Below are 22,904 nucleotides of genomic sequence, written 5' to 3' on the forward strand. Positions count from 1 at the left end.
GGAAAGGAGGTGAAAGGAACGATGAGCTGGACAGTAGAAACCGCACGCGAGCGACTGCAAGCCTGGCTGAACGCAGAAATGGCTGTCTCAACGGGTCAATCCTATCGGATTGGGGCAAGACAATTAAATCGGGCGAGTCTGGCAGATATTCGAGAGCAAATCCTGTTTTGGCGGAATGAGGTAGCTAGACTGGAACGTGGTAGTCGACCAGGCGCACGAGTCATGCGTGTTGTTCCGCGCGATTTATGAGCAGGCTTGATCAATTGATTTCCATCGTTGCCCCACAATGGGCCTTAAAGCGATCAGCGGCAAGAAAAAAGCTGTCACTGATGAACTCCGGGTACTCCCATCACGGCGCAAGCCGGACAAAAAAGTCGTTGCTCGGCTGGGTTTTTAATGGGGGATCACCTGACGAGGACATTATCGAGAATCTGGACGTGTTACGGCAGCGATCGCGTGACCTATATATGGGTGGTTCAGCGCTAGCAACTGGTGCTTTGAAAACGGCACGGACGAATGTTGTTGGGACGGGACTACAGCTCAAACCTGCGGTCGATACCGAATTTCTGGGGTTGGCGGATGAAGATGCGGCTCAACTAAAACGCATCATCCAGCGCGAATTTGCGTTGTGGTCCGAAACGGTTGATTGCGACGCGCAGCGGCTGAACAATTTCTTTGAACTACAGCAATTGGCGTATCTGTCGCAACTGATGAGCGGAGACAGCTTTGCGTTGCTGCCCATAACTCCGCGTGCACATTCGGTGTACGATCTTCGGATACGTTTGATGGAGGCCGATCGTGTGAGCGATCCTGATGTGATCGGAGGAAGAGACATCAAAGGTGGTGTGGAGTGTGACGAGCACGGCGAGGTGATTGCCTACTGGTTTTCCGGTCGTCACCCATTGAGCACGTCGTCCAAAAAGCAAACATGGACACGAGTGGAGGCGTTTGGTCGCGAAAGCGGGCGGCGAAATCTTCTACACCTCATGGAAAGTGAGCGACCTGAGCAACGTCGGGGTGTACCAATCTTGGCACCCGTGATTGAATCACTCAAGCAGTTGGGACGCTACACAGAAGCTGAACTGATGGCGGCTGTGGTAAGTGGCATGTTCACAGTCTTCATTAAGTCCAACAGCCCTGACAATCCTTTAGGAGAGGGAATAGATTTGGAGCATCAAGTAGACGCCGACGACAGTACGACTTATGAAATGGGGAACGGAGCAATCATTGGCCTCGCACCGGGGGAGGAAGCGCAGATGGCGAATCCTGCCCGACCTAACACCGCGTTTGATGGCTTTGTGACATCGATTCTGCGCCAAGTGGGGGCAGCCTTGGAAATTCCTTATGAGTTACTGGTGAAGCACTTTACGGCCTCGTATTCAGCGAGCAGGGCTGCGCTGCTGGAGGCATGGAAAAGCTTCAGGATGCGTCGATCCTGGCTGGCTATGGATTTTTGCCAGCCGATCTACGAAGAATGGTTTGCAGAAGCCGTTGCGAAGGGACGTATCTCGGCGCCCGGCTTTTTTGATGATCCGTTGATTCGAAGAGCGTACACGAAAGCAGAATGGCACGGGCCCTCCCCCGGACAACTCGATCCATTGAAGGAAGCGAATGCTGCAATTTTGCGGATTCAAGCCGCGATCAGTACGATCGAACGCGAGACGGCGGAGTTGACCGGCGGCGATTTTGAACAGAACGTGCGGCAGCGGGCGTGGGAAGAACGGTTGTTACAAGTAAGTGGGTTGACAAGTACAGGAGGTGAACCAACCAGTGAAAAAGTTTTGGAACCTGAAGAAGATGGACAAGAACAATAGTGCTGAATTACAGCTCTATGGTCCAGTCTCGGAATACAGTTGGTGGGGAGATGAGGTGACGCCGAAACAATTCCGCGATGAGCTGGGGGATCTAGGCGATGTGGAAGAAATCACGGTACGCCTGAACAGCGCGGGCGGTGACGTGTTTGCTGGACTACACATTTACCAGCTTTTGAAAGAGCACAAAGCAAAAGTAACAGTGCGCGTGGAAGGATTGGCGGCCTCCATTGCGTCGATTATTGCGTGCGCCGGTGACACGGTAATTATGCCGAAAGGCTCCATGATGATGATCCACAATCCATGGACGAGCGTGTGGGGCGCGGAGGCAAACGATTTGCGCCATACTGCGGACGTGATGGATAAGATTCGCGACGCCATGGTGGAAGTGTATATGGATAAGACGGGGATGAGCGCGGAGGAATTAATAGCACTCATGGATGCCGAAACATGGATGACCGCAACGGATGCGATTGAGAAAAAGTTCGCTACTGAGTTGGAGCAGGATGTCCAGATTTCGGCTTCTACGCGAGCAGGGCGTGCGGTCTTCAACGGTGTCGTGTTTGATTTGAGCGGATTTACAAATACCCCTGATCTCCCTCAGGGGGACCCTACCTGCAAGGGGCCCTTGGCTGCCGTGGCAGGAGTGCTTGCCATTCCAAAGCCGTCTGATGAACCGGCAGCTAAAGAGCCTGAGCAGCAAAACGGGGCAATATCTCGTGAGGCATATGATGCCGCCGTCAAAGCTGGCATGGAGCAAGAAAGGGCGCGCCTCAAGGCGTTGGATGAGCTGGCAGGCACCCCGAGTGCAGCGAAGCTCGTAGCAGAGGCCAAGTACGTCACTGGCGCAACGGCTGAACAGGTAGCAGTCGAGATTTTGAAGGCGGACACCCGGCTACGTGACATGTTTGCGAGCAAAATGCGAGCAGATGCGAACCAATCTGGTTTAAACAACATCCCGCCCGCAGATACACAGGAAGGCGAGAAGCAGGCAAAAGCGAATGCGCTTGCCGGTGTGATGAATCGAATGAGAAGAGGAAACAAACTATGAGAGAACAACTGGTCACACGCCATGTTGTGTCGTATGACAATCTGATCGCGGGTGCAGTAATGCCGGTGGTCACAGACACGGTAGTTTTGGCGGCAGGTCGCGTCTATGAAAAGGGGGCTGTCCTCGGGATGGTAACAACATCCGGCAAGGCTGTTATGGTTGATTCGTCCAAAACGGATGGATCAGAAAAACCATATGCGGTATTGGCGCAAACCATTGATGCCACACTGGCCGATACGACCGCCCCTGTATATCTCACTGGAGAATTTAACATGACCAAGCTCTCGTTTGGCGGCACCGATGATGCCAGCAAGCACAAATGGTCCATGCGTCAAATTGGGATGTTTCTTAAAAGGACCCTTTCATAAAATAGGAGAGTGATGACCATGGGAATCAGTATGTATGATCCGCGCACAATGTTGGAAGCAATTGAGCAAATGCTTCCAGTTAACACCTTTTTGAAAAGTACATTTTTCACGAATAGCCGTACGTTCCTGACCGAGACAGTGGACGTGGATTACTACAAAGGCCGGCGGCGTATGGCCCCGTTTGTCTCTCCGAAACTCGCGGGAAAAGTCATGGAGCGTGACGGATTTACAACCAACACGTATAAACCCGCTTTGATCAAACCGTTGCGACCAATTACAACAGAAGATTTGCTTATCCGGTCAATCGGGGAAAACATCTACACGACAAAGGCACCAGATGAACGGGCGGTTGAATTGTTGGCTCGTGATTTGACGGACCTGGACGACGCGGTGACGCGCCGAGAAGAGTGGATGGCAGCCCAAACTTTGTTTACCGGAAAAGTGGATATGGTCGGGGAGGGCGTCAATCAGACGCTTGATTTTGATTTTACTAACAAGATCATGTTGTCCGGCGCAGATAAATGGGCAGACCCAAGCAGCGATCCGATTGGTGATCTGAAAAACTGGAGACTGACCGTGATCCAGAAGTCCGGGATTACTCCAGATACGGCGGTTATGGCTTCGGACGTTGTGGAAGCATTTTTGAATCACCTAGCAGTGCAAAAAATTCTGGATAACCAAAGAATCAAGTTGGGGCAAATCGATCCTCGTACGCTTCCAAATGGTGTCACGTACCTCGGATCGCTCACGAGCCTGGGCTTGGACTTGTACAGTTACGACGAGTGGTATTTTGATGAAACAGAAGGCCTTGAAAAGCCGATGGTCCCACCTGGCACGGTGTTGATCGCCTCGACTCGTGCTCGTTTTAGCTTCCATTACGGGGCAGTCACGTTGATCGGAAACAATAATCAATTTATCACCTACGAGGGGGCGCGCGTACCTGATAGCTGGACAGAAAAGAACCCACCACAACGTTTTCTGGCGTTGAACAGCCGACCATTACCCATCCCGCATGAAGTAGAAAGCTGGTATGTAGCAAAGGTCCTGTAGAGGGAGGGAAACCCGATGACCATTCAAACGAAATGGCCGCTTCGACATGATGGTGTTTACTACGAGAGTGGTGAAATTGTCAGCATACTGCCGCCGGACGACGAACAGAGGTTGGTACAAGCTGGTCTGGCTGTGATGTTCGATGAGAAAAAGACGGATGTCGCGAAAAAGAGCCTATCCCTTGAAGAATTTGGGAAGTTGAAAGCAGACGAGCAAAAATCTTTTCTTGAAGGTTTGAACATTCAAGCAGCAGCAAAGGAAGATCAACGTTTGAAGCAGTATGAAGCCTGGCTGGCAAAGGATTCGGCGACCGATGAACTTTAAAGATTTGGTTGCAGCAGACTTGGATGTCTTTCTTAACACAGATGAGTTTGCAGAGGATCACACACTCGGCGGAAAGAAAATGAGGCTGATCATTGATTCCGACTCTCTAAACGGCACCCCCTTACCGCACGCGGAGGGGGTTTCTCTTTGGAGGAAGGTCGTTTACGTGTCGTGCAGCGAGCTCGGCTATCGACCAAACGAAGGCGGTCTGCTGGAATTGGACGATCAGACATACACGGTCGCCAACGTGGACGAACAAGCCGGAATGTACGCGATCACGCTGGAGGCGAACCAGCTGTGAGATTACCGGAATTGAGGCAGGCCATTCGGCAGATGCGAAGAGTGCGGGATGATGCTTCAAAAGCGATGTCATCTGCACTGAACAGAACAATCCATGGTGTTGGCACTGAGGCAACCAGGAAAACGAAAGAACGATTTTTCGTCAAGACAGCAGATGTAAAAGGAACGCTACGCACTCGCAATGCCGCACCTGAAAATTTGGAAGCTACCATGACATCTACGTCGAAAAACCTGCCACTTATGAGGTTTAAAACGAACCCCGGCAAGGTTCCAAAACGTCGCCCGGCAGCAACGAAATCAGCAGTCAGGCGTGTCGGCCTGGCCCCGGTGCGCGGGGCGTTTATTGCGCAGATGCGCAGCGGGCACGTCGGCGTGTTCAAACGAATGCGATCCTGGCGTCACAAAAAAGTTACACGGAACGGGAAAACATACTGGTCTGGCCTGCCGATCCGCGAGTTGTATGGGCCGAGCGTGCCTGGTATGGTTGGCAGCCGGAAAGTAGTGGAGCATGTCGAGCAAGAAGCAAAGCGGCGCATGGAAACACGGCTTGATCACGAGATGAACAGATTGTTGAGGTGAGAAAATGACACCAGTATTGCTGATGCACAGCTTGAAAACCTTTTTGGAGGAGGTCGTTGTCGATGTGGAGCTGACCAATCCGAAAGGCACGTTGACAACGCCGCAGGTGTTTTTGGAGGCTTTACCACAGCGAAAGGCCGACAGCCAGGAAGAGGACTACCCGTTTATCATTGTCCGGGCGGCTGGCGGAGAGGACCTGGAAGATGGCTCAACGGCCAGCCTCAACTTGATCGTTGGCACCTACTCCAAAGACGATTCTGGCTTTATTGATGTGTTGAACATCATCGAAGATGTACGACAGGCGCTTTTGAAAAAACGTGTTGTCGGCCAATCATTTCGGATGGAGCTGCCGTTAAAGTGGAAGTTGTTTGACGAGCAGCCCTATCCGGGATGGGTGGGGGAAATGAATACGCTGTGGACGATTCCGCAGGTACAAGAGGAGGTATTTTTCGGATGACACAAAGAAAAAAAGATGGCCCAGAAGTGGAAGTAAGCCAGCAAGCGGTCAAAACGGAAAGCGAGCAGCCACAGGTCCAGCTGATCTACGTCGGACCAAACCTGCCGGGTGGTAGGCTAATGCAGTACACCGTTTTTCGCGGCGGCGTGCCGGAGTATCTTACCGACTTGTTTGAAAAGCAGCCTGCCATCCGCCAGTTGATCGTGCCTGTGCGCGATCTGGCTGCGGCGCAAGCGAAGACTGGTACACCAGGCACGCTTGAACACGCGCTGTACCAGCAAGTAAAGGACGGTGGTAGATAATGCAGCATGGAGTCAAAGCTCGGAGAGTACCTACTTCTATTTTGCCACCAGCCAAGATTTCGGCATCTTTGCCAGTGGTAGTTGGTACGGCACCCGTTAACCTATCGACGCGAAGTAAAGTACCTGTCAATGAACCAGTGTTGTGCTTCAGCTATAAAGAGGCAGAGGAAGCTATCGGATATAGCACAGATTGGAAGTCTTATACGCTTTGCGAGATGATGTATAGCCATTTCCAACTTTTCCAGCAGGGTCCCGTTGTATTTATCAATGTTCTCGACCCGGCAGAGCACAAAAAAGAAGTTTCTGACAGTACGTTGACTCTTGTGAGAGGAGCAGTAACGATCAAGCAGGCAGGTGTAATGCTGCAGTCACTGGTCGTCAAACTTACTTCAGCAGGTCAACCACTCGTGAAAGGCACGGATTACGTTGCAGCTTTTGACAAGGCGGGCTTTGTCGTGATCAACCGCATAGAAGGAGGCGCGATCACAGAGGCACAAACAACAGTGACAGTATCGTTTATGCATTTGGACCCGTCGCTTGTATCAACAGCAGACATCATCGGCGGCGTGGACGCTACAACTGGTAGCCTGACTGGCCTGGAGTTGGTACAGCAAGTTTTCCCGCGTTTCCGTCTGTTACCTGGTCTGCTGCTTGCACCTGGTTGGTCACAGGACCCTGTTGTTGGGGCGGTCATGAAAGCAAAATCGATCAATATCAACGGTCATTTCCGGTGCATGGCACTGCTGGATATCCCTACAGATACAGTTAAGCGTTACACAGACGCACCCGCATGGAAAGAAACAAACAACTACACAGCAGAATCGCAAATTGTCTGCTATCCGATGCTACAGCTCGGCGACTATGTTTTCCATCAGTCAACGCAACTTGCTGGAGTGATCTGCACCGTGGACGCGAAAAACGAAGGTGTACCGTTTGAGTCACCATCCAACAAGGGCTATCAGGCAAATGGAGCAGTCTTGGAAGATGGAACCGAGGTACTGTTGGGGCTTGATCAGGCGAACTTTCTTAACGGACAAGGCATTGTCGCGCCACTGAACTTCGTTGGAGGTTGGAAGGTGTGGGGGAACCGGGCAGCGGCTTATCCAGCGGAGACGGACCCAGTAAACAGCTTTATCCCGGTTCGGCGGATGTTCGACTGGATCGGCAACACGTTGATCCTAACGTTTTGGTCGAAAGTCGATGAGCCAGCCAACAAGCGCTTGGTACAGACGGTCGTTGACAGCGTGAACATCTGGTTGAACGGTTTGCAAGCAGCCGGATACATCCTTGGTGGGCGTGTTGAGTTTTTAAAATCAGAAAACCCGACAACGAGCTTGATGGATGGGAAATTAAGCTTTCACGTTTTCGTGACTCCACCTTCACCGGCTGAGGAAATTCAGTTCCTTCTGGAATACGATCCATCATATCTCGGCGGGCTTTTTGCCTAGAAAGGAGATGAACGAAATTGGCAAAACAAGTTTCCGAGAAGCTAGTAGGTTATCGAGTATATAAAGACGGAAAGGACTTCCTGGGTACAGCAGATGTAACGCTGCCGAGCTTGGAGTATCTTACGGAAACAGTAAAAGGGGCCGGAATCGCGGGGGAGGTGGACAGCCCCACAATTGGCCTCTTTGGCTCAATGACAATCACCTTGAATTGGCGAACAATTGAAGAATCTGCTATTCGACTGGCAGCGCCACAAGCACATGCTGTAGACTTTTGGGGATCACAACAAGTCTTTGTGCAATCAACAGGGGCTTATGACACTGTTGCGGTCAAATTGTCCGTTCGAGCTGTGCCGAAGAAATTCGACCTCGGGAAGTTTGAACAAGGGGCAGCCACTGATAGTTCGTCAGAGTTTGAGGTTATTTACCTCAAATTGACTCATGGTGAAAAAGTGCTGCTTGAATTGGACAAATATAACTACATCTGCGTGATCGATGGTGTCGACTACCTTGCAAAAGTTCGCGCCCAATTGGGCTACTAAACTAAGGAGGAAAATGAACAATGAGTAGAGAGAATACAGCAGTAACCACGGTCGAGGAGCCAGTATACAAACTCAGTCGGCCGTTTTCTTTTGACGGTACTGAATACACAGAACTGAGTCTCGATTTGGACGCTTTGACAGGTGAGGACATGATGTCATGCGAGCGCCAGTTGAATGCGACCACGAACGATGTAGTGTATGTTAAAGAACTGTCCAAGTTATATCTCGCTCTGGTTGCAGCTAAAGCAGCAAAAGTCCCGGTTGAAGTGATCAAAAAGCTACCTGCGAAAGACTTTTCAAAAATCACGATGCGGGTACAAAATTTTTTGCTCGCTTAGGGCTTTGGACACCAAAAAGGAGACAGTTACTGAAACAGGTGGCTGTCTCCTTCTCTATGGCAACAAGGTCCTCGACATCGTACTGGCTGAGCCTGCCGTTGGGTGAATTACTGGAATGGATAGAAGCGATTCAGGAAATGCAGCAACCGGGGGGAAGGTGAGAGAGTGTCCAAAGTTTATAAAATCGCCTTCGAGCTGGCCGGAAAACTGGAATCTAGCTTCTCTAGTTCATTCACGCAAGCACTGCATAGCATGCAACAACTTGAAAATCGAGCGCGAGAGATAGGAAACATCCGCATTTCCGGAAACACGTTTGAGCAGATACGGGACTCGGCGCGTGAATCGGCAAATGAATTGCGCGATGTGGAGAGAGCGCTGCAAGCGATTCGCGGTATCCGGCTCACTGATCAGATGGGGCCACTCCGGGACGATCTGCGCCAGTCTACACAGGCGGTGCAAGAACTGGAGAGACGATTGCGCGAGTTGGAGCAAAGGCGCGGGCCACGACTTGATCCGTTGCCTGACGACCTGGATGAGTCGAGCGATCAGGTAGATATTCTCGGCGGTAAATTCTCGAAAATGGCAGTTGCAGTTACCGCGTCCATGGCAGCTGTCAGCGGCGCAATTGTCGGCGCATTTGCAGCTGTTTCTGCAAGTGACGAGTATGTGAAGTCGATGAACAAAATGCAGATGGCGACCGGATCGTCCGTCGAGCAGATGGGCGAGCTGAAAGAGGTTGCAACAAAGTTGTACAACCAAAATCTCGGTGAAAACTGGGATGATCTTTCTAAAAGCTTATCTGCTGTAAAGTCGGTTACAAAACTGAGCGGCACCGAGTTGGAGAACACCACGCGGAATGCTCTTTTGATGCGGGATGTATTCGAGTTTGATGTGAAAGAGTCGGTAAAAGCTGCGGACACCATGATGAAAAACTTCGGCATCACATCAGACGAAGCATATAGCCTACTAGCGCAAGGCGCACAGAACGGACTGGACAAGTCCGGCGAATTGCTGGACACCGCGAACGAATACAGCACCTATTTCAGCAAGCTCGGATTTTCGGCGAATGACATGTTCAACATTTTTAGTTCTGGACTGGAAGCGGGCGCGTTTAATCTTGATAAGATCGGTGACGGTATCAAAGAGTTCGGTATCCGAACAAAGGATGGTTCCAAAACGTCACTCGACGCCTACAAAGCCATCGGTTTGAACGGTGCTGAAATGACAAAACAGTTTGCTACTGGCGGTAAAGTGGCGCAGGAAGCGTTTCTCAAAACCGTGAAGGCCATCAATGAGGTGAAAGACCCTGCCGAACGAAATGCCGCGTCTGTTGCTTTGTTCGGTACGCAGGCGGAAGACCTGGAAGAACGGGTCATCAAAGCTTATGGCAATATCAAAAAAACGTTTGATATGACCAAAGGCTCGATGGACGACATGGCAAAGATCAAATACAACTCGCTGGGTGAATTTTTCACCGGGGTTGGACGTCGCATCGAAACTGGCCTGATTACGCCTTTGTCCGGCAAGTTGCTGCCCGTTTTGCAAGATACGATGGTTTGGGTAGAGACGATGGCACCTGTCTGGAAAGAAAGTTTTGTGGCAATGAAAGGCGAGGTCGTAAGCTTTATCCAAGGTTTGAATCTGAGAGAAGTTGCCGCGCCAATCCTACAGTTTGCAAAAGAGGTAGGCCCAAAATATCTTGGTTTCGCGAAAAGCATCTACGATGCGACAAAAGCGACGTTCCCCGTTCTTGGCGGGCTTGCAGGCATCATCGGCAATACGGCGACGTCAGTCATCAAGTTTATGGCTCCGGTCGCGGCTTATATCAGCGGCCAACTCTATCCGATTTTGCAAAGTGGATTTCAGTTCCTGGCTAACGATGTATTTCCGGCCATTTCTGCGGCAATTCAGCGGTTTTCACCACAAATACAGGCCGTCGTGTCTGGACTCGGCAGAGCGTTCACGGCTGTATGGGTGACTATAAAGCCCGTTTTGGACGCTCTTTTTGCAGCGTTCCAAGTTGGCTTTCCGGTGATCCAGCAAGTGGTTATGACATCGATCAACACCATCTCCGGTGTCGTCAGCGGGCTGCTTACCACGCTGAGCGGCGTTATCGACTTTGTAACAGGTACGTTCACAGGTGATTGGGGCCTTGCGTGGACGGGTGTCAAAAACGTGTTCACAGGTATTTTCGACACTCTCGGTGCTGCTTTGGCAGCCCCTATCAACGTCGGGATCGACCTCATAAACGCAGCGATCAAAGGCATTAACTCCGTGAAAATTGACGTTCCTGACTGGGTGCCTGGCTATGGCGGCGAATCGTTCAGCTTCAATATCGCACAGATTCCAAAGGTTGGTGGCTACGCCGACGGCGGAATCGTCAGTCGACCGGAGCTGGCATGGATTGGTGAAGGTGGAGACAAAGAGGTCATCGTACCGATCAATAACTCGAAACGATCACTTGACCTGTGGACAACAGCTGGCCGAATGTTGGGCGTTGGCGGCGGCGGAGCGGGCGGCAGCACGGCCACCGTCGGCGATTTTATCTTTTCGCCAACTTACAACTTTTACGGCAACGCTGACCAGTCGGCAGTAAAGCAGATGGAAAAAGCGAGCCGGAGCGACTTTGAGCGAGAGTTCAACGCTTACAGGCGACAGATGGAGAGGGTGAGTTTCGCGCGATGAAACTATACCACACCATACAAGGTGATATATGGGACTTGATAGCATTTAAAGCACTCGGCAGCGAGGAACACATGGCCGCACTCATCGAAGCCAACCCGGCACATCGAGAGACGGTCATTTTTTCTGCTGGCGTCCAGTTGACCATACCGGACGTAGTTACTGTCGATACGCCAGATACGCTGCCGCCATGGAAACGAGGTGAAAGCGGATGACAGCAGCACGCAGCGCCAGGCTCCAGGTCATATACAACAAAACCGACATCACGGCTGACTTGCAGCCGGACTTGGTAGCCTGGACATATACGGACAATCTGAGCGGCAACGCTGATGACTTACAGCTGACTTTGCATGACGTCAGCCAAAAGTGGATCGGCAGCTGGATGCCGGACTTATCGGCATCTTTGCAGGCAGCGATTATCCGTGAGCATTGGGACCAGGCAGGGAAGACGGAGAGATTGGCACTCGGTACGTTCGAGATCGACAGCATCGAGATAGGCTTTCCACCGTCGACTGTAACGATCAAGGCGCTGTCCGTCCCGGAGTCGGGAGCGCTACTTGGCGAAAAGAAAAATAAGGCGTGGGAGAAAACAAAGCTCGCGGTGATCGCTACTGAAAAGGCCAAAGCCGCTGGGATGAAACTATTCTATGACACACCGGAAAATCCGGAATACGACCGCATAGAGCAGACCGAAGAAACAGACTTGGCGTTTTTGATGCGGCTGGCAAGCGACGCCGGACTTTGCTTGAAGCTCACAGACAAACAGCTGGTGATTTTCGACGAAGCAAAGTACGAGAGGGCAGCTGCAATCGCTACACTATCGCGATCATCCTCTGAACTGAAATCTTTCAGCGCGCATACGACGTCAATCGGATGCTACAGAGCCTGCCAGGTCACCTACTATGCGGGCAAAGGAAAAAAAGCAATCACGGGCAAATTTGAAGCGCCAAGGGCTCCAAAAGTTGGCCGAACGCTGATGGTAAAGGAACAGGTTGCATCTGTTGCGGAGGCACAGCGTCTGGCGAAAAAGAAGCTGCGCGAAGCGAACAAAGATTCGACGCAAGTATCGATTACAATGGTCGGAAATCCGCAATATGTGGCTGGCGTTACTGTTAACCTGAGCGGTTTCGGAAACTTTGACGGTAAATACATCGTCACGCGTGCGACGCACAGCCAGCAATCTGGCTATGAATCGTCGCTGGAGCTGCGCCGTTGTCTGGAGGGTTACTGATGATTGAAGTCGGCATAGTATCGTCGGTGAATGTAGAGATCGGCGCGGCGCGTGTGGCCTTTCCTGGCCGCGACAACACGGTATCTCCAGAACTGTCAGTCATGAAAACAGCCTGGCCTGTAAAGCCTGGTGACGTCGTAATCTGCTTCTATACTGCGACAGGGAGAACAACCGACGGGTTTGTGCTCGGTCCTTACTACAGCAAAGACGACCCGCCTGGAGGTGGTTAAAACGGGACAAATCGGCAGTTTTGGAAGTTTGATATTTGAAGTAACGCACGAAAAAGTCCGAACATTTGACGAGCTGACGCGATCAGCGACGGCGCGTTGGTCAAAGCACGAAAGGTTTGGTCAGAAGCCGCGCTCTGAGTTTCTGGGGCCTGACCTGGACAGCATTAGTTTCAAGATGCGATTCGACGCCCAATACGGAGTGAATCCAAAGTCTGAAATGGACAAATTACTCGATTTGTGCCGATCAGGTAAGGCAGACACGTTGATCATCGGTGGAACGCCAATCGGGCGCGACCAGTGGGTTATTACGTCGGTCAAGCAGTCGTGGACGGCCGTGGACAATCAGGGGCGCGTAATCGTTGGAACTGCGGACGTGACAATGGAGGAATACATGAGGAAGTGATAGCAGTGGAATACGATGTTACAACAGAAAAAACGATTGATTTCGGGGCTACAGGCGAAGCCGAAATACTCCAAAACGTTTGGTCGATCATCACAAGCATGATGTACTCCTGCCCGTTGGCTCGCGGGTTTGCCTGGTCGCCAGATGTCGACGCACCTTTACCAGTTGCGCAGGCGAAGACAGTCGCAAAGCTGATCGCTGCGATACGAGAGCATGAGCCGCGCGCCGAGGTGATCAAGGTCAGTTTTGAAGGCGATGGGGCTATGGGCGTGCTGAAACCTGTAGTGAAAGTGAGGATTGTCGATGGCGCGGTTTAACTTGCCGGATATCCAGTTCGCGCAGAAGTCTGCGAAGCAAATCGAAGAGGAAGCTGTTGCGAGATATGAGCAGAAGACAGATATAAAGCTGCTGGACGCCGACCCGCGCCGGAAGTTTTTGCAAGTGATTGTGGCGCTACTTGCGCAACAGCGAGTGAACATTGATTATAGCGCGAAGCAAAACCTGCTCGCTTACGCAGCGGGCCAAGTTCTCGACCATATGGGCGTGTTTACGGACACGAGGCGACTTCCGGCGGAGCCCGCGAAAACGAAAGTGCGGTTCCGACTATCGACTGCGACTCAGCAAACCATTCCGGCTGGAACCCGCATTACCGCAGGTGACGGCCTTTTCTTTTCCACTGCAAAAGAGCTGACGATTGCGGCGGGGCAGACACAGGCGGATGTTGAAGCGGTATGCACTATCGCTGGTACGCAGGGTAACGGATACCTACCTGGACAACTCAACGTACTTGTCGACCCGATACAGTGGGTACAGTCGGTCGAAAATATCACCGTCAGCGAAGGCGGCGTTAACCAGGAAGATGATGACTCATATGCAGAACGCATCCGCCAGGCACCTGAGAGTTTTTCGGTCGCAGGCCCAGAAGGGGCATATAGATACTGGGCAAAAACCGCAAGTGCGCTGATTGGTGATGTATCGGTTGACAGCCCGGGGCCTTGTGTTGTGGAGATTCGGCCATTATTGAAAGATGGAACCGTACCAGGCGCAGAGCTGTTGCAGGCTGTGTACGACATTTGCAATGATCGCAAGGTGCGGCCGCTCACGGACTTCGTGCAGGTTTTGGCACCGGAAGTTGTGCAATACAGCATAGAACTTACTTACTGGATTAACACAGCAGATAGCAGCATGGCCGCGTCAATACAGAGCAAGGTGCAGCAGGCCATTGCAGACTACCAAACCTGGCAGCGGGCAAAACTGGGACGGTCTATCGATCCGTCAGAGTTGGTTGCTAGAATCAAAAATGAAGGTGCAAAGCGCGTACTGGTAACAGCACCGACCTATCAGGCTCTCACAAAGTACGAGGTAGCACACGTCAGTACGGTTACGGCGACATACGGAGGTCTGGAAGATGGTTGATATCTACAGTGTGTCTTTGGCGGACATTCTGCCGGAAAATCTCAAAGCCGACCCACAAGTGCAGGCGCTGACCGAGGCAATCACACCTGAACTGCAAGTCATTGCTCAGGCCATCAACGAATGCCTGTTGCTGCCTCGACTCGATGAGCTGCTGGAAGATATAGTAGACCTGCTCGCCTGGCAGTATCATGTCGATTTTTATGATTCATCACTGCCCCTTGAAAAAAAGCGCGAGCTTGTCAAACAAGCAAATACCACACATCGATACAAAGGAACACCGTGGGCAATCGACAAAGTCGTATCTACGGCATTCGACGAAGCAGTTGTCTCTGAGTGGTTTGAGTATGGTGGAGAGCCTGGCTACTTCAAGGTAACGACGACCGATCATATGACAGGAGTGAGCAAGCTGGCTGACATCATTCGTGCTATCAACTCAGTCAAGAACATCAGGAGTCATCTTGAATCAATTAGCATACGCAGAGATAGCAGCTCAGAGGTTTATGTAGGAGGGGTAGTTTCAACACTGAAAATCCTCACGATTCCAGCAGCAGAAGGAGGATAATATGGGGCAGTTTAACGGTTCTGTTTTGACCGAGGATGGGCTTTCGCTGCTCAGCAGAGCTCAAATAGGAGCAGCAAGCATTCAATTTACACGAGTCGGTATTGGAGACGGTTTTCCTTCCGGTGACCTGCGACTACAGACCAAGCTTGTACACGAGACGATGAGTCTGCCTTTGTTGGAGCTAAAACTAACAGGTCGAGGCCAAACGCAGATCAAGGCGGCGATCAATAACACTGAGCTGAATCAAGGCGTTTTTATTCGTGAAATTGGCCTATTTGCTAACGATCCGGCGAAGGGGGAAATTCTCTACGCGGTTGCGAACGCAGGTCCACTCGCTGACTATCTTCCAGCCGCGGGAACTGATGTGGTTGAAGAAATCGTCAACTTTAACACAGTGATTGGAAGTACGGAGAATGTTACGGCGATTGTATCGCAGCAGGCATTTGTTGCAGTGGACACCTTTGCTGCGCACGTAAACGATATGAACGTCCACGTCCCGCTCTCAGTCATTTCCGCACTCATTACGCGCGTGCAAACACTGGAGGATGCCCTGTTGAATGACTTTAAAAACAATATTTTCAAAGTTTCTTTCAGCAATCCCATCGGTGTTCGTATCAAGCGCGGATGGTTCGATCAAACAAATTCACAGCTTGTGATCAAATAACAGCCATTTTACGAAAGGAGGAGGAGCATGGCAATAAAGTCGATTTCTTATCCAGAGAGTACCTCTCGATCACAAACGCAGACCTTAACACTGCAAGGTCTTAAAAAGATAAATACAGTAACTGTAAATACGGGTACAGTTTCCTATTCGTTAACTGGCAATACACTAACCTTTACTCTCAAAAATGGTGCAGTTTCGAGAACGGTTCAGACTGGTGGATCGGCACCGCACTCAACGTATAGGACAGATTCTCGAACGTCTATGGGCGCGAGCGCGGCGGGGTGCTCTGGAGCATACGGGGACGCACTGGCGGCACTACCCGGCTCAATCTATTACAATGATGGTGCGTATTCCGGTACGCTTTCGAGGACCAGTACCAGCAACGGTGGCTGCACTAGAATGCCAGACGCTTGGTACGCGGAAGTAACCGGGACATACGGTGGGACAGTATCGTCGGCGGATACAAGAACTTACGCATACTACTATCAATATAGTGTCACGGTTGATTATGTGGATAATAGTCTCCCTTCCGTCACCCTAGCGCAGCCAACTGACAACCTTGCTTTGACCGAAGGCAGCACATACAAGTTGGAAGGCAGTGTGTCTGATGCAGACGCTGGACAACCCCTGTCAGTCAAGTATTCCATCGGCGGCGGGCCGACACAGACAATCGCACTCGGTACTTCGGACGGAACAACATCGAAGACATTCAGCAAAACGTTGACATACTCACAGGGGCGTTTCTGGGACGGGACGGCTGACGTTTCTGGCCTGTTGCCAGCAGAGGCATCATCCATACAGATATGGGCCAACGATGGCAGTGACGACTCGGCAAAAGTGACGCGGAACTTCACAGTAACGCAAGAAGACAGTAAGCTGTATGTCCCAGTCAACGTTGTCAGTCAGCCATACCTCGTGTCGCAGATGGCGCGGCCTGTGCGACTGAGCAATGGCTGGCTAGTTGGTGCAGCTTATGATTCGATAGGTAAAACCATTTATCTATACAAGTCAACCAATAACGGGAAAGCATGGTCGCAATTGTGTTACGTGAGCAACGGAAGTAGTAGCTTGACCTACTTCTCGATTGCACCAAAGGATAGTGTAGTGTATATTGCGTTTTCGACAGGAACCGCAGATATCAACCTTATCGCAATCGACGCAACGGGCGCAACGAACACGAATCTATGGGGGTTGACTGCAAGTTGGGTTCTATTTAACGGTGCAATTGACTCGGAACAAACCGCATTTAATGGCATTGACCTAATCATCGACCCTTTCCGCAACGAACTTTGGTGGGTAGCTTGCACGAAAAACCCATCACTCCCAAACAGTTTCAACATTCGCGCTGGTTCCTTTGTAATTTTGTCGGACGGTGACGGGTCACTTGGGATTTCGAATTTAGGTAGTCAGTTGACATACTATGATACTTCAGGGACAGACATCACCAGTCCATATGTAGCGTATTTATTTGACATTCCTGCGATCATTAGCGCATGGTCAAGTGGCCCGAATAACTACGGAATTTACATTAACCGCTATCTCGGGTTCGGGTTCGTTTGGGACGACACCAATGACGGACGCGGAGTGATGATTTACGGCGGGGGCTACCCTCAAGCAAGTCCTCAAGCAATTGCCACATCAAACGACAAGCTGCACGTCGTTTGGCACGGCACAGATGCGAGCGACACAGTAAATCCGTACATCCGATATAGCAACTCACCAGACTTCGTAACCTGGCCCGCCGAGCCGAGAAAGCTGGTAAAAGGTCAGAACGCCAGCATCACCTCAGACAAAAACAGAAAGCTATCGATAACCTACGAAGACGGCGGCTTTATCAAGCGGATCGAGTCAACGGACGAGTTCGTCACATATCAAGGACCGTTCGTTGTCGGCGCAGGCACCAAGCCAGCGACTTTTTATGACCAATTATTCAAGACGGATTTCTTGGTGCCGCCGACGCTTTATCAAGCGGCCGGAGCAGTAAAATACTACGGCGTCTTGATTCCGAACAAGAAGCCTGTCGTCACTCTGACTACGTCTGACAATCAGGTACTGACGGAAAACGTGACACTTTCTGTAGCTGGTAGCGCCACGGATGAGGACGTAGATAATGCAGTTACAGTCAAATATCGCATCAACGGCGGCACCATTCGAAACGTCGCGTACGGTCTTTCAGACGGCAGCACGCCTCTTTCTTTTGCGCGCGAGCTGCGATACAGCGGCAAACGCATGTATGACGGCGTGGTAGACATTACTGGCGTCGACCTGGCCGAGAAAACCGATCACACGCTGTCGGTATGGGCCGAAGACGACAAGGGCGGCAAAAGCGCGGAAGTCACGCGCAAGTTCCGAGTGACATGGAATCGGCCGCCTACGATCAGTGGCGAGAACGGCGACCTCGGCATCATGGAAACTCCGCCGTCTGTCAACTACACGGTCACGGAGCCAGAAGGCAGCACGTTTACAGTCGCAGAGAAGATCAACGGCCAGGTCATCCGAAGCTTTCCAGGCGTCGCCGGACGGCAGGAGGCGATCACGATTCCACATGGCATGTGGCTGCGGCTTGAGCCAGGCGTGCAGCACGCGCTGACCATCGAAGCAGTTGACGATCAAGGCATGACGTCTACGCGCACCTACACGCTGACGCGGTTTGAAGATGAGATCGACTTCGAGATCGAGGAACCATGGTTGACGGATGCAGCGGCCAAGCGTGTTCTCCTTACACTGGACATGACACTACCAGCCGGAGCTATCTTGGCTGCGGAAGCGTGCAACAATGCCTTCGACACAAATCCAACATGGGAAGATATCTCATTCCATGCACGGTACGGGCGCGGATATATGTTTCTGAACACGCAGAAGACGGCCGCCACCTGGGCCGTAAGCATAAGGGTACGGATCGAAAAAGGAACAGCAACCGAACCTATCACAATCAAAGGATTCGGAGGTGCATTCGATTGATCGAGTTGCAAAGCCCAAAATCGGTACAGGAGGCACAAGATGAGCGCCAAGCAATCCAAAGGGAGAAAGACTCACTTGGAGCACTGGGACAAGAACTAGCGCAGGAGAAGATCAAGGGTATGCAAAAGGACATGATGATCGATTCGCTTGGACAAAAGGTTGCTCAACTGACACTCGAAGTGATCCAGTTGAAAGGAGGTGGAAACTGATATGGCATTTTGGATGCTGGCCTTTGCGATGAAATGGGTAACTGCGAACCAACTGCGTCTTGCTGTGGTAACGGAAGCAAACCCGTACGGAGAAATCAGCAAAGACGAGTTTAAGACCATCACAGGCCAAGACTTTTAGGCGCTCTTTCCACTATAGGAAGGGCGTTTTTTCATGACACCATGACCATGAGCCAGCCCCGATCCGACCGGGGCTATTTTTGTGCCCGGATGAGGGAGGGGATAGGACAATGAATTTTGACGGCATGATCACAGTTATCACAGTTGTATCTGGACTTACAGGCATTGCGTTGGGGTGGATTGGCCGGGCCAGGACGATCCGTCAGGATGCTGCCACGCAAGCGGGTACTGATGCCATGCAGCGCGCAGACGTCGATTACCTGAAACGAGGGGTGGATGACATTCGCTTGGAACAGCGGGCACAGGGTCAGAAGTTCGACGCCTTGTCGGAACGTGTAACCCGCGTTGAAGAATCTGCAAAGCAGGCACATCACAGACTGAACCGTTTGGACGGAAGAAAGGAAGATGAGTAATGATCGAAATTGGACTCGTAATTGCGGTTGTAATGGCAATTGGCGGCTGGCTGAAAGGAAAAGAGTGGTATCCGAATAGTTTCATTCCACTGGCGATCGTCGTTCTGGCGGTCGTTTTTAATTTGGCAAATGCCCTTTTGTTCCACGGAGACTACCTGGAAGCAGGCAAGATGGCATTCGTGGAGTCGTTGGCGGCAATCGGCATTCACTCCGGCATGAAAAACACGTTTCAAACGAGAGAGGATGAACGATAATGCAAGCACGCAATCCAGCGAATATCAAAGTAATCGACGTGTCGCATCACAACGGGATGATCGATTGGAAAAAGGTCGCAGCTGATGGTGTTAAAGGAGTCTTCATCAAAGCAACGGAGGGCGCCGGGTATACTGACCCTCGCTTCCGCGCAAACGCACAAGGAGCACTGGCAGCGGGGGTGAAAGTAGGCTTCTACCACTACTGCCGACCGGAGACGGGCAACACGGCAGCGGCGGAAGCGGAGTCATTTTTGGTCGCGGTGGCGGGGCTTCAGGCCACCTTGCCGCATGTGCTGGACGTCGAAGGTGATGCTTCAAAAGTCGGAGCTTCCAAGCTGACAGATTGGTGCTACAGCTGGCTGGAGACTGTCGAAAATCGCTCCGGTCACCGCGCCATGGTCTACACCGGGGCCTCGTTTGCTAAGACGTATCTGGGCGCCAAACTCGCTAAATGGCCGCTGTGGGTCGCTCACTACGGAGTCAATCAGCCGATGGCAAACCCGACCTGGCAGTGCTGGTCAGCCTTTCAATACACGAGCAGCGGCAAAGTATCTGGTATCGCAGGCAATGTCGATATGAATGAGCTGGACGCAGCTTTTTGGATGGAGTTAACAGCCAAGACGCAAACTACCCCCAAGCCTGTGGAAAAACCTGTGAGTAAACAGGCGGACGACAAAACAAAAGAGGCGTTGAAGGTGTTGCAAACCGCACAGGTCATCCAGTCGCCCGAATACTGGCTGCAAAACGCATACGAAGGCGGCGCGGTACGTGGCGACTATGCGGCGCTGCTCATACAGAACATGGCGAAAAAGTTATCAGTAACAGTTCCCATGCCGGAACAACCAAAGCCAGAACAGCCAAAACCTGAACCAAAGCCAGAGCCTGAAAAGCCAGACAGACAACCGAAGTCTTGGAACGAGATCGAGAAACTGACAAAAGCCGCATCTGTACACGTTGACGTAGGCGGTGGCGGAACAGGTGTCCTGCTGCAAGGTGGTCTTCTTTTGACAGCGCAGCACGTCTCGAAAGGACGTGCATCTATCCGTGTGAAGACAAGTTCGCGTGACTGGCTGGACGCTACACTGGTTGCAGAGCACCCGACCATCGGTAAAGATAGCATCGACGTGGCACTGTACCGGATCGAGAACCCACCGAAGAGTTTGCCATATCTGACGCTGTCTACCGAGCCGATCAGCAATGGGCAAAAGCTTCTGACAGTCGAAGCGGAATACACCGAGTGGATCACGCGCACAGGCGAGCTGTGCCAGGTCAGCGCGGCGAAGGAGCCGTGGGAATTTGATTGCTCCATTCCAGCGCAGTACGGCAACAGCGGCGGGGCTGTGGTCAACGAGTACGGAGAGGTCATCGGTATCATGGTCAATATCGCATCTGTAGGTGTCCAGAAAGGTAGCGTGCGGCAAAGCGTGCCAGGATGTGAAGCCGTCAACCTGCAGCATCCGACAGTATCGGAGTGGCTGAAAAAGCACATGTAAGTTTTTAAGACCTCCTATGGCTTTGTTCCGTAGGAGGTCTTTTTTGTTATATGGAAATGTTTGACACATAAAATATACAAATTGTATACTGATACTGTATACAAAACATATACAAACTGTGTCGGGAGTGATGATAATGAGCGTGACGATCCGTGTATATGAAAACCAACGCGAGGCAGTCAATCGAGTGGCGCAAGGACTGGGTGAAGGTAAAACAGTTATGGACGCTATGGAGTATCTGCTGAACCTACACCAACAACACGCACAAGAGGAGAGCTGGGAAGAGGTTCCGCACGTCAAGGAAATCCAATATCACCTCAGCAGAATCGTATCGATCACCGCCGCGCAGGGGCTGGCAGCAAAGGATCAGCAGCAACAGGCGCAGGAGGAGTATACTGCTCTCCAGCAAAAGGTCGAAGCCAAGAACCTACAGCTATTTGAAGCGCATCAGCAGATCGGAGAGCTACAAAAAGAAGTGGAGCGACTACGCGAAGAAACCGCGAAAGAAATAGCCGTTATCCGCGAAGAGTCGACAGAAAAAGTGGCGAAAGCTGAGCGCGAGGTTGCACAGACGCGTGAGTTGCTGGATGCGTCACGCGCTGCTGAGGCGGCAACAGCTAAGTTGCTCCAGTTAGCAGAAGAAGCAGAGCGACGCGAGCGTGACCGGGCCGACAAACTTCAATCTGCCGTAGACCAAGTTGCAGCGATAAAGAGCAAACTTGATGAAAGTGAATCAAAGTTGAAAGTTTACTCGGGCGAGATCGATCGGTTGGAATCGCTGATAGCTCAACAGCAAAAAGAACACGAAAAAGAATTGCTGCGGCAGAAAGAACAGGCGGAACTGGAAAAGGACAAGGCTGTGCTACAAGCAGAAAAAGCAGCGGTCGCAGAACTGAAACATCTGCAAGATGCACTGTCGCAAGAAAGAGAACGCAATGCGCAGTTGACGGTACAGCTTGCTGGCAAAACAAAACGCCCTCCATCAGAGAATTAACTGGTGGAAGGCGTTTTCTGTCATAGGAATCAAATAACTTCCTATTGATTACGAACGTTTGTTCGTGTATGATTAAAACAAATATTTCCAAAAGGTGGTGGGACGGCATGCAGAAAAATTAGGTATTCAGAACTGTATTGTGAGACGTTCTGGAATTGAAGTGAATGTCGAATTATGCGAGGAGTTTCTCTTGAACTATGTCGATTTGGTTCATACAATTGGGGGAGCAGAAAAGTAAAGGGTGAACACTAATGATCGTGACCATTCCGAGCAATTTAAACAGTTCGACAATGCATTATATTCTGTCGAGTGCCATTACCCCTGATTTAGTCCCAATTGATAATGAAATCATTTTCGACTTCTCGTTTTTGCATTTTATTGAGCCGGTTGGAGTTACTATCTTGGGTAATTTGGCTCAATGGTTGCTGAAACGGAATGTAAAAGTAACCTTTCGCTATCCATCCAACTATCCTCCAGCCATTAAATACTTGGACGATTCAACTTTTTTCGAAAAGTACACCGGACAAAAAATTAGCTTGAGCGCTTCTCAAAGAAGTACAACAATACCATTGCAACTAGTTGCGTACCAAGATAGTTACCAATGGCTGGATAATAAGCTGGTCACATGGCTTGCCTCCAGATTAAATTTAACCCGTGCGTCTCTTGGAGACATAAAAGTATGCTTTC

At 51.1% G+C, this 22,904-nt stretch carries 29 protein-coding genes; all 29 read left to right on the forward strand.

The window, feature by feature from the left end:
* The first annotated feature begins 21 nt into the window (after positions 1 to 21).
* The 29 genes from EDM60_RS18735 (at position 22) to EDM60_RS18880 (ending at position 22,217) form a co-directional block, all read left to right on the forward strand.
* A complete protein-coding gene (locus tag EDM60_RS18735; RefSeq protein WP_122965310.1) occupies positions 22 to 249 on the forward strand; it encodes a DUF6148 family protein in 228 nt (75 codons plus the stop codon).
* A gap of 14 nt (positions 250 to 263) precedes the next feature.
* Entirely contained in the window at positions 264 to 1,814 is a 1,551-nt protein-coding gene (locus EDM60_RS18740) for a phage portal protein (RefSeq protein WP_233454190.1), read from the forward strand.
* Positions 1,771 to 2,862 carry a head maturation protease, ClpP-related gene (locus EDM60_RS18745; RefSeq protein WP_122965312.1) on the forward strand — a complete coding sequence of 364 codons (1,092 nt, stop codon included), beginning with the start codon at positions 1,771 to 1,773 and terminating at the stop codon, positions 2,860 to 2,862. The genes EDM60_RS18740 and EDM60_RS18745 overlap by 44 nt, the downstream gene beginning before the upstream one ends.
* A complete protein-coding gene (locus tag EDM60_RS18750) occupies positions 2,859 to 3,230 on the forward strand; it encodes a head decoration protein (RefSeq protein WP_122965313.1) in 372 nt (123 codons plus the stop codon). Before EDM60_RS18745 ends, EDM60_RS18750 begins: the two co-directional genes overlap by 4 nt.
* Before the next feature lie 18 nt (positions 3,231 to 3,248).
* The gene (locus EDM60_RS18755) at positions 3,249 to 4,280 is read left to right on the forward strand and encodes a major capsid protein (protein WP_167470335.1); all 1,032 of its coding nucleotides are present in this window, start codon (positions 3,249 to 3,251) and stop codon (positions 4,278 to 4,280) included.
* A 15-nt stretch (positions 4,281 to 4,295) separates the two neighbouring features.
* Positions 4,296 to 4,604 (forward strand): hypothetical protein, encoded by a 309-nt coding sequence (locus EDM60_RS18760; protein WP_122965315.1) that lies wholly within the window; start codon positions 4,296 to 4,298, stop codon positions 4,602 to 4,604.
* Positions 4,594 to 4,905 carry a hypothetical protein gene (locus EDM60_RS18765; RefSeq protein ID WP_167470336.1) on the forward strand — a complete coding sequence of 104 codons (312 nt, stop codon included), beginning with the start codon at positions 4,594 to 4,596 and terminating at the stop codon, positions 4,903 to 4,905. The genes EDM60_RS18760 and EDM60_RS18765 overlap by 11 nt, the downstream gene beginning before the upstream one ends.
* Positions 4,902 to 5,483, forward strand: coding sequence for a phage tail protein (locus tag EDM60_RS18770; RefSeq protein WP_122965317.1), 582 nt, complete (start codon positions 4,902 to 4,904; stop codon positions 5,481 to 5,483). Before EDM60_RS18765 ends, EDM60_RS18770 begins: the two co-directional genes overlap by 4 nt.
* Positions 5,484 to 5,487: 4 nt before the next feature.
* Positions 5,488 to 5,940: a hypothetical protein gene (locus EDM60_RS18775; protein WP_122965318.1), complete on the forward strand. Its 453-nt coding sequence runs from the start codon at positions 5,488 to 5,490 to the stop codon at positions 5,938 to 5,940.
* On the forward strand, positions 5,937 to 6,242 hold the full coding sequence (locus EDM60_RS18780) for a hypothetical protein (RefSeq protein ID WP_122965319.1): 306 nt from the start codon (positions 5,937 to 5,939) through the stop codon (positions 6,240 to 6,242). Before EDM60_RS18775 ends, EDM60_RS18780 begins: the two co-directional genes overlap by 4 nt.
* Positions 6,242 to 7,690 carry a phage tail sheath family protein gene (locus EDM60_RS18785; protein WP_122965320.1) on the forward strand — a complete coding sequence of 483 codons (1,449 nt, stop codon included), beginning with the start codon at positions 6,242 to 6,244 and terminating at the stop codon, positions 7,688 to 7,690. The genes EDM60_RS18780 and EDM60_RS18785 overlap by 1 nt, the downstream gene beginning before the upstream one ends.
* 17 nt (positions 7,691 to 7,707) lie before the next feature.
* Positions 7,708 to 8,229 (forward strand): phage major tail tube protein, encoded by a 522-nt coding sequence (locus EDM60_RS18790; RefSeq protein ID WP_122965321.1) that lies wholly within the window; start codon positions 7,708 to 7,710, stop codon positions 8,227 to 8,229.
* A 20-nt stretch (positions 8,230 to 8,249) separates the two neighbouring features.
* Positions 8,250 to 8,567, forward strand: a complete 318-nt coding sequence (locus EDM60_RS18795; protein ID WP_122965322.1) for a phage tail assembly protein — start codon at positions 8,250 to 8,252, stop codon at positions 8,565 to 8,567.
* Between the two features lie 165 nt (positions 8,568 to 8,732).
* A complete protein-coding gene (locus EDM60_RS18800) occupies positions 8,733 to 11,252 on the forward strand; it encodes a phage tail tape measure protein (protein WP_122965323.1) in 2,520 nt (839 codons plus the stop codon).
* On the forward strand, positions 11,249 to 11,464 hold the full coding sequence (locus tag EDM60_RS18805) for a tail protein X (RefSeq protein ID WP_122965324.1): 216 nt from the start codon (positions 11,249 to 11,251) through the stop codon (positions 11,462 to 11,464). The genes EDM60_RS18800 and EDM60_RS18805 overlap by 4 nt, the downstream gene beginning before the upstream one ends.
* Positions 11,461 to 12,480: a phage late control D family protein gene (locus EDM60_RS18810; RefSeq protein WP_122965325.1), complete on the forward strand. Its 1,020-nt coding sequence runs from the start codon at positions 11,461 to 11,463 to the stop codon at positions 12,478 to 12,480. The genes EDM60_RS18805 and EDM60_RS18810 overlap by 4 nt, the downstream gene beginning before the upstream one ends.
* Positions 12,462 to 12,710 carry a hypothetical protein gene (locus EDM60_RS18815; protein WP_141254239.1) on the forward strand — a complete coding sequence of 83 codons (249 nt, stop codon included), beginning with the start codon at positions 12,462 to 12,464 and terminating at the stop codon, positions 12,708 to 12,710. Before EDM60_RS18810 ends, EDM60_RS18815 begins: the two co-directional genes overlap by 19 nt.
* A 28-nt stretch (positions 12,711 to 12,738) precedes the next feature.
* Positions 12,739 to 13,113 carry a phage tail protein gene (locus EDM60_RS18820; RefSeq protein WP_208715224.1) on the forward strand — a complete coding sequence of 125 codons (375 nt, stop codon included), beginning with the start codon at positions 12,739 to 12,741 and terminating at the stop codon, positions 13,111 to 13,113.
* Positions 13,114 to 13,118: 5 nt separating this feature from the next.
* On the forward strand, positions 13,119 to 13,430 hold the full coding sequence (locus EDM60_RS18825; RefSeq protein ID WP_122965327.1) for a GPW/gp25 family protein: 312 nt from the start codon (positions 13,119 to 13,121) through the stop codon (positions 13,428 to 13,430).
* Positions 13,417 to 14,529: a baseplate assembly protein gene (locus tag EDM60_RS18830; RefSeq protein WP_122965328.1), complete on the forward strand. Its 1,113-nt coding sequence runs from the start codon at positions 13,417 to 13,419 to the stop codon at positions 14,527 to 14,529. Before EDM60_RS18825 ends, EDM60_RS18830 begins: the two co-directional genes overlap by 14 nt.
* Entirely contained in the window at positions 14,522 to 15,091 is a 570-nt protein-coding gene (locus EDM60_RS18835) for a phage tail protein I (protein WP_122965329.1), read from the forward strand. Before EDM60_RS18830 ends, EDM60_RS18835 begins: the two co-directional genes overlap by 8 nt.
* 1 nt (position 15,092) lies before the next feature.
* Positions 15,093 to 15,755 (forward strand): phage tail-collar fiber domain-containing protein, encoded by a 663-nt coding sequence (locus tag EDM60_RS18840; protein WP_122965330.1) that lies wholly within the window; start codon positions 15,093 to 15,095, stop codon positions 15,753 to 15,755.
* A gap of 1,410 nt (positions 15,756 to 17,165) precedes the next feature.
* Entirely contained in the window at positions 17,166 to 18,716 is a 1,551-nt protein-coding gene (locus tag EDM60_RS29215; RefSeq protein ID WP_233454192.1) for a hypothetical protein, read from the forward strand.
* Positions 18,713 to 18,925, forward strand: coding sequence for a D-alanyl-D-alanine carboxypeptidase (locus tag EDM60_RS18855; protein WP_122965332.1), 213 nt, complete (start codon positions 18,713 to 18,715; stop codon positions 18,923 to 18,925). Before EDM60_RS29215 ends, EDM60_RS18855 begins: the two co-directional genes overlap by 4 nt.
* 1 nt (position 18,926) lies before the next feature.
* Positions 18,927 to 19,064, forward strand: a complete 138-nt coding sequence (locus EDM60_RS18860) for an XkdX family protein (protein WP_122965333.1) — start codon at positions 18,927 to 18,929, stop codon at positions 19,062 to 19,064.
* Positions 19,065 to 19,188: 124 nt separating this feature from the next.
* Positions 19,189 to 19,476 carry a hypothetical protein gene (locus EDM60_RS18865; RefSeq protein WP_233454193.1) on the forward strand — a complete coding sequence of 96 codons (288 nt, stop codon included), beginning with the start codon at positions 19,189 to 19,191 and terminating at the stop codon, positions 19,474 to 19,476.
* Complete coding sequence (locus tag EDM60_RS18870) at positions 19,476 to 19,730, forward strand: hypothetical protein (RefSeq protein WP_122965335.1); 255 nt, start codon at positions 19,476 to 19,478, stop codon at positions 19,728 to 19,730. The genes EDM60_RS18865 and EDM60_RS18870 overlap by 1 nt, the downstream gene beginning before the upstream one ends.
* Positions 19,730 to 21,223: a GH25 family lysozyme gene (locus tag EDM60_RS18875; RefSeq protein ID WP_122965336.1), complete on the forward strand. Its 1,494-nt coding sequence runs from the start codon at positions 19,730 to 19,732 to the stop codon at positions 21,221 to 21,223. Before EDM60_RS18870 ends, EDM60_RS18875 begins: the two co-directional genes overlap by 1 nt.
* Positions 21,224 to 21,359: 136 nt before the next feature.
* Entirely contained in the window at positions 21,360 to 22,217 is an 858-nt protein-coding gene (locus EDM60_RS18880; RefSeq protein WP_122965337.1) for a coiled-coil domain-containing protein, read from the forward strand.
* Positions 22,218 to 22,904: the final 687 nt, after the last annotated feature.

The organism is Brevibacillus parabrevis (assembly GCF_003710905.1).
GTDB lineage: Bacteria > Bacillota > Bacilli > Brevibacillales > Brevibacillaceae > Brevibacillus > Brevibacillus parabrevis.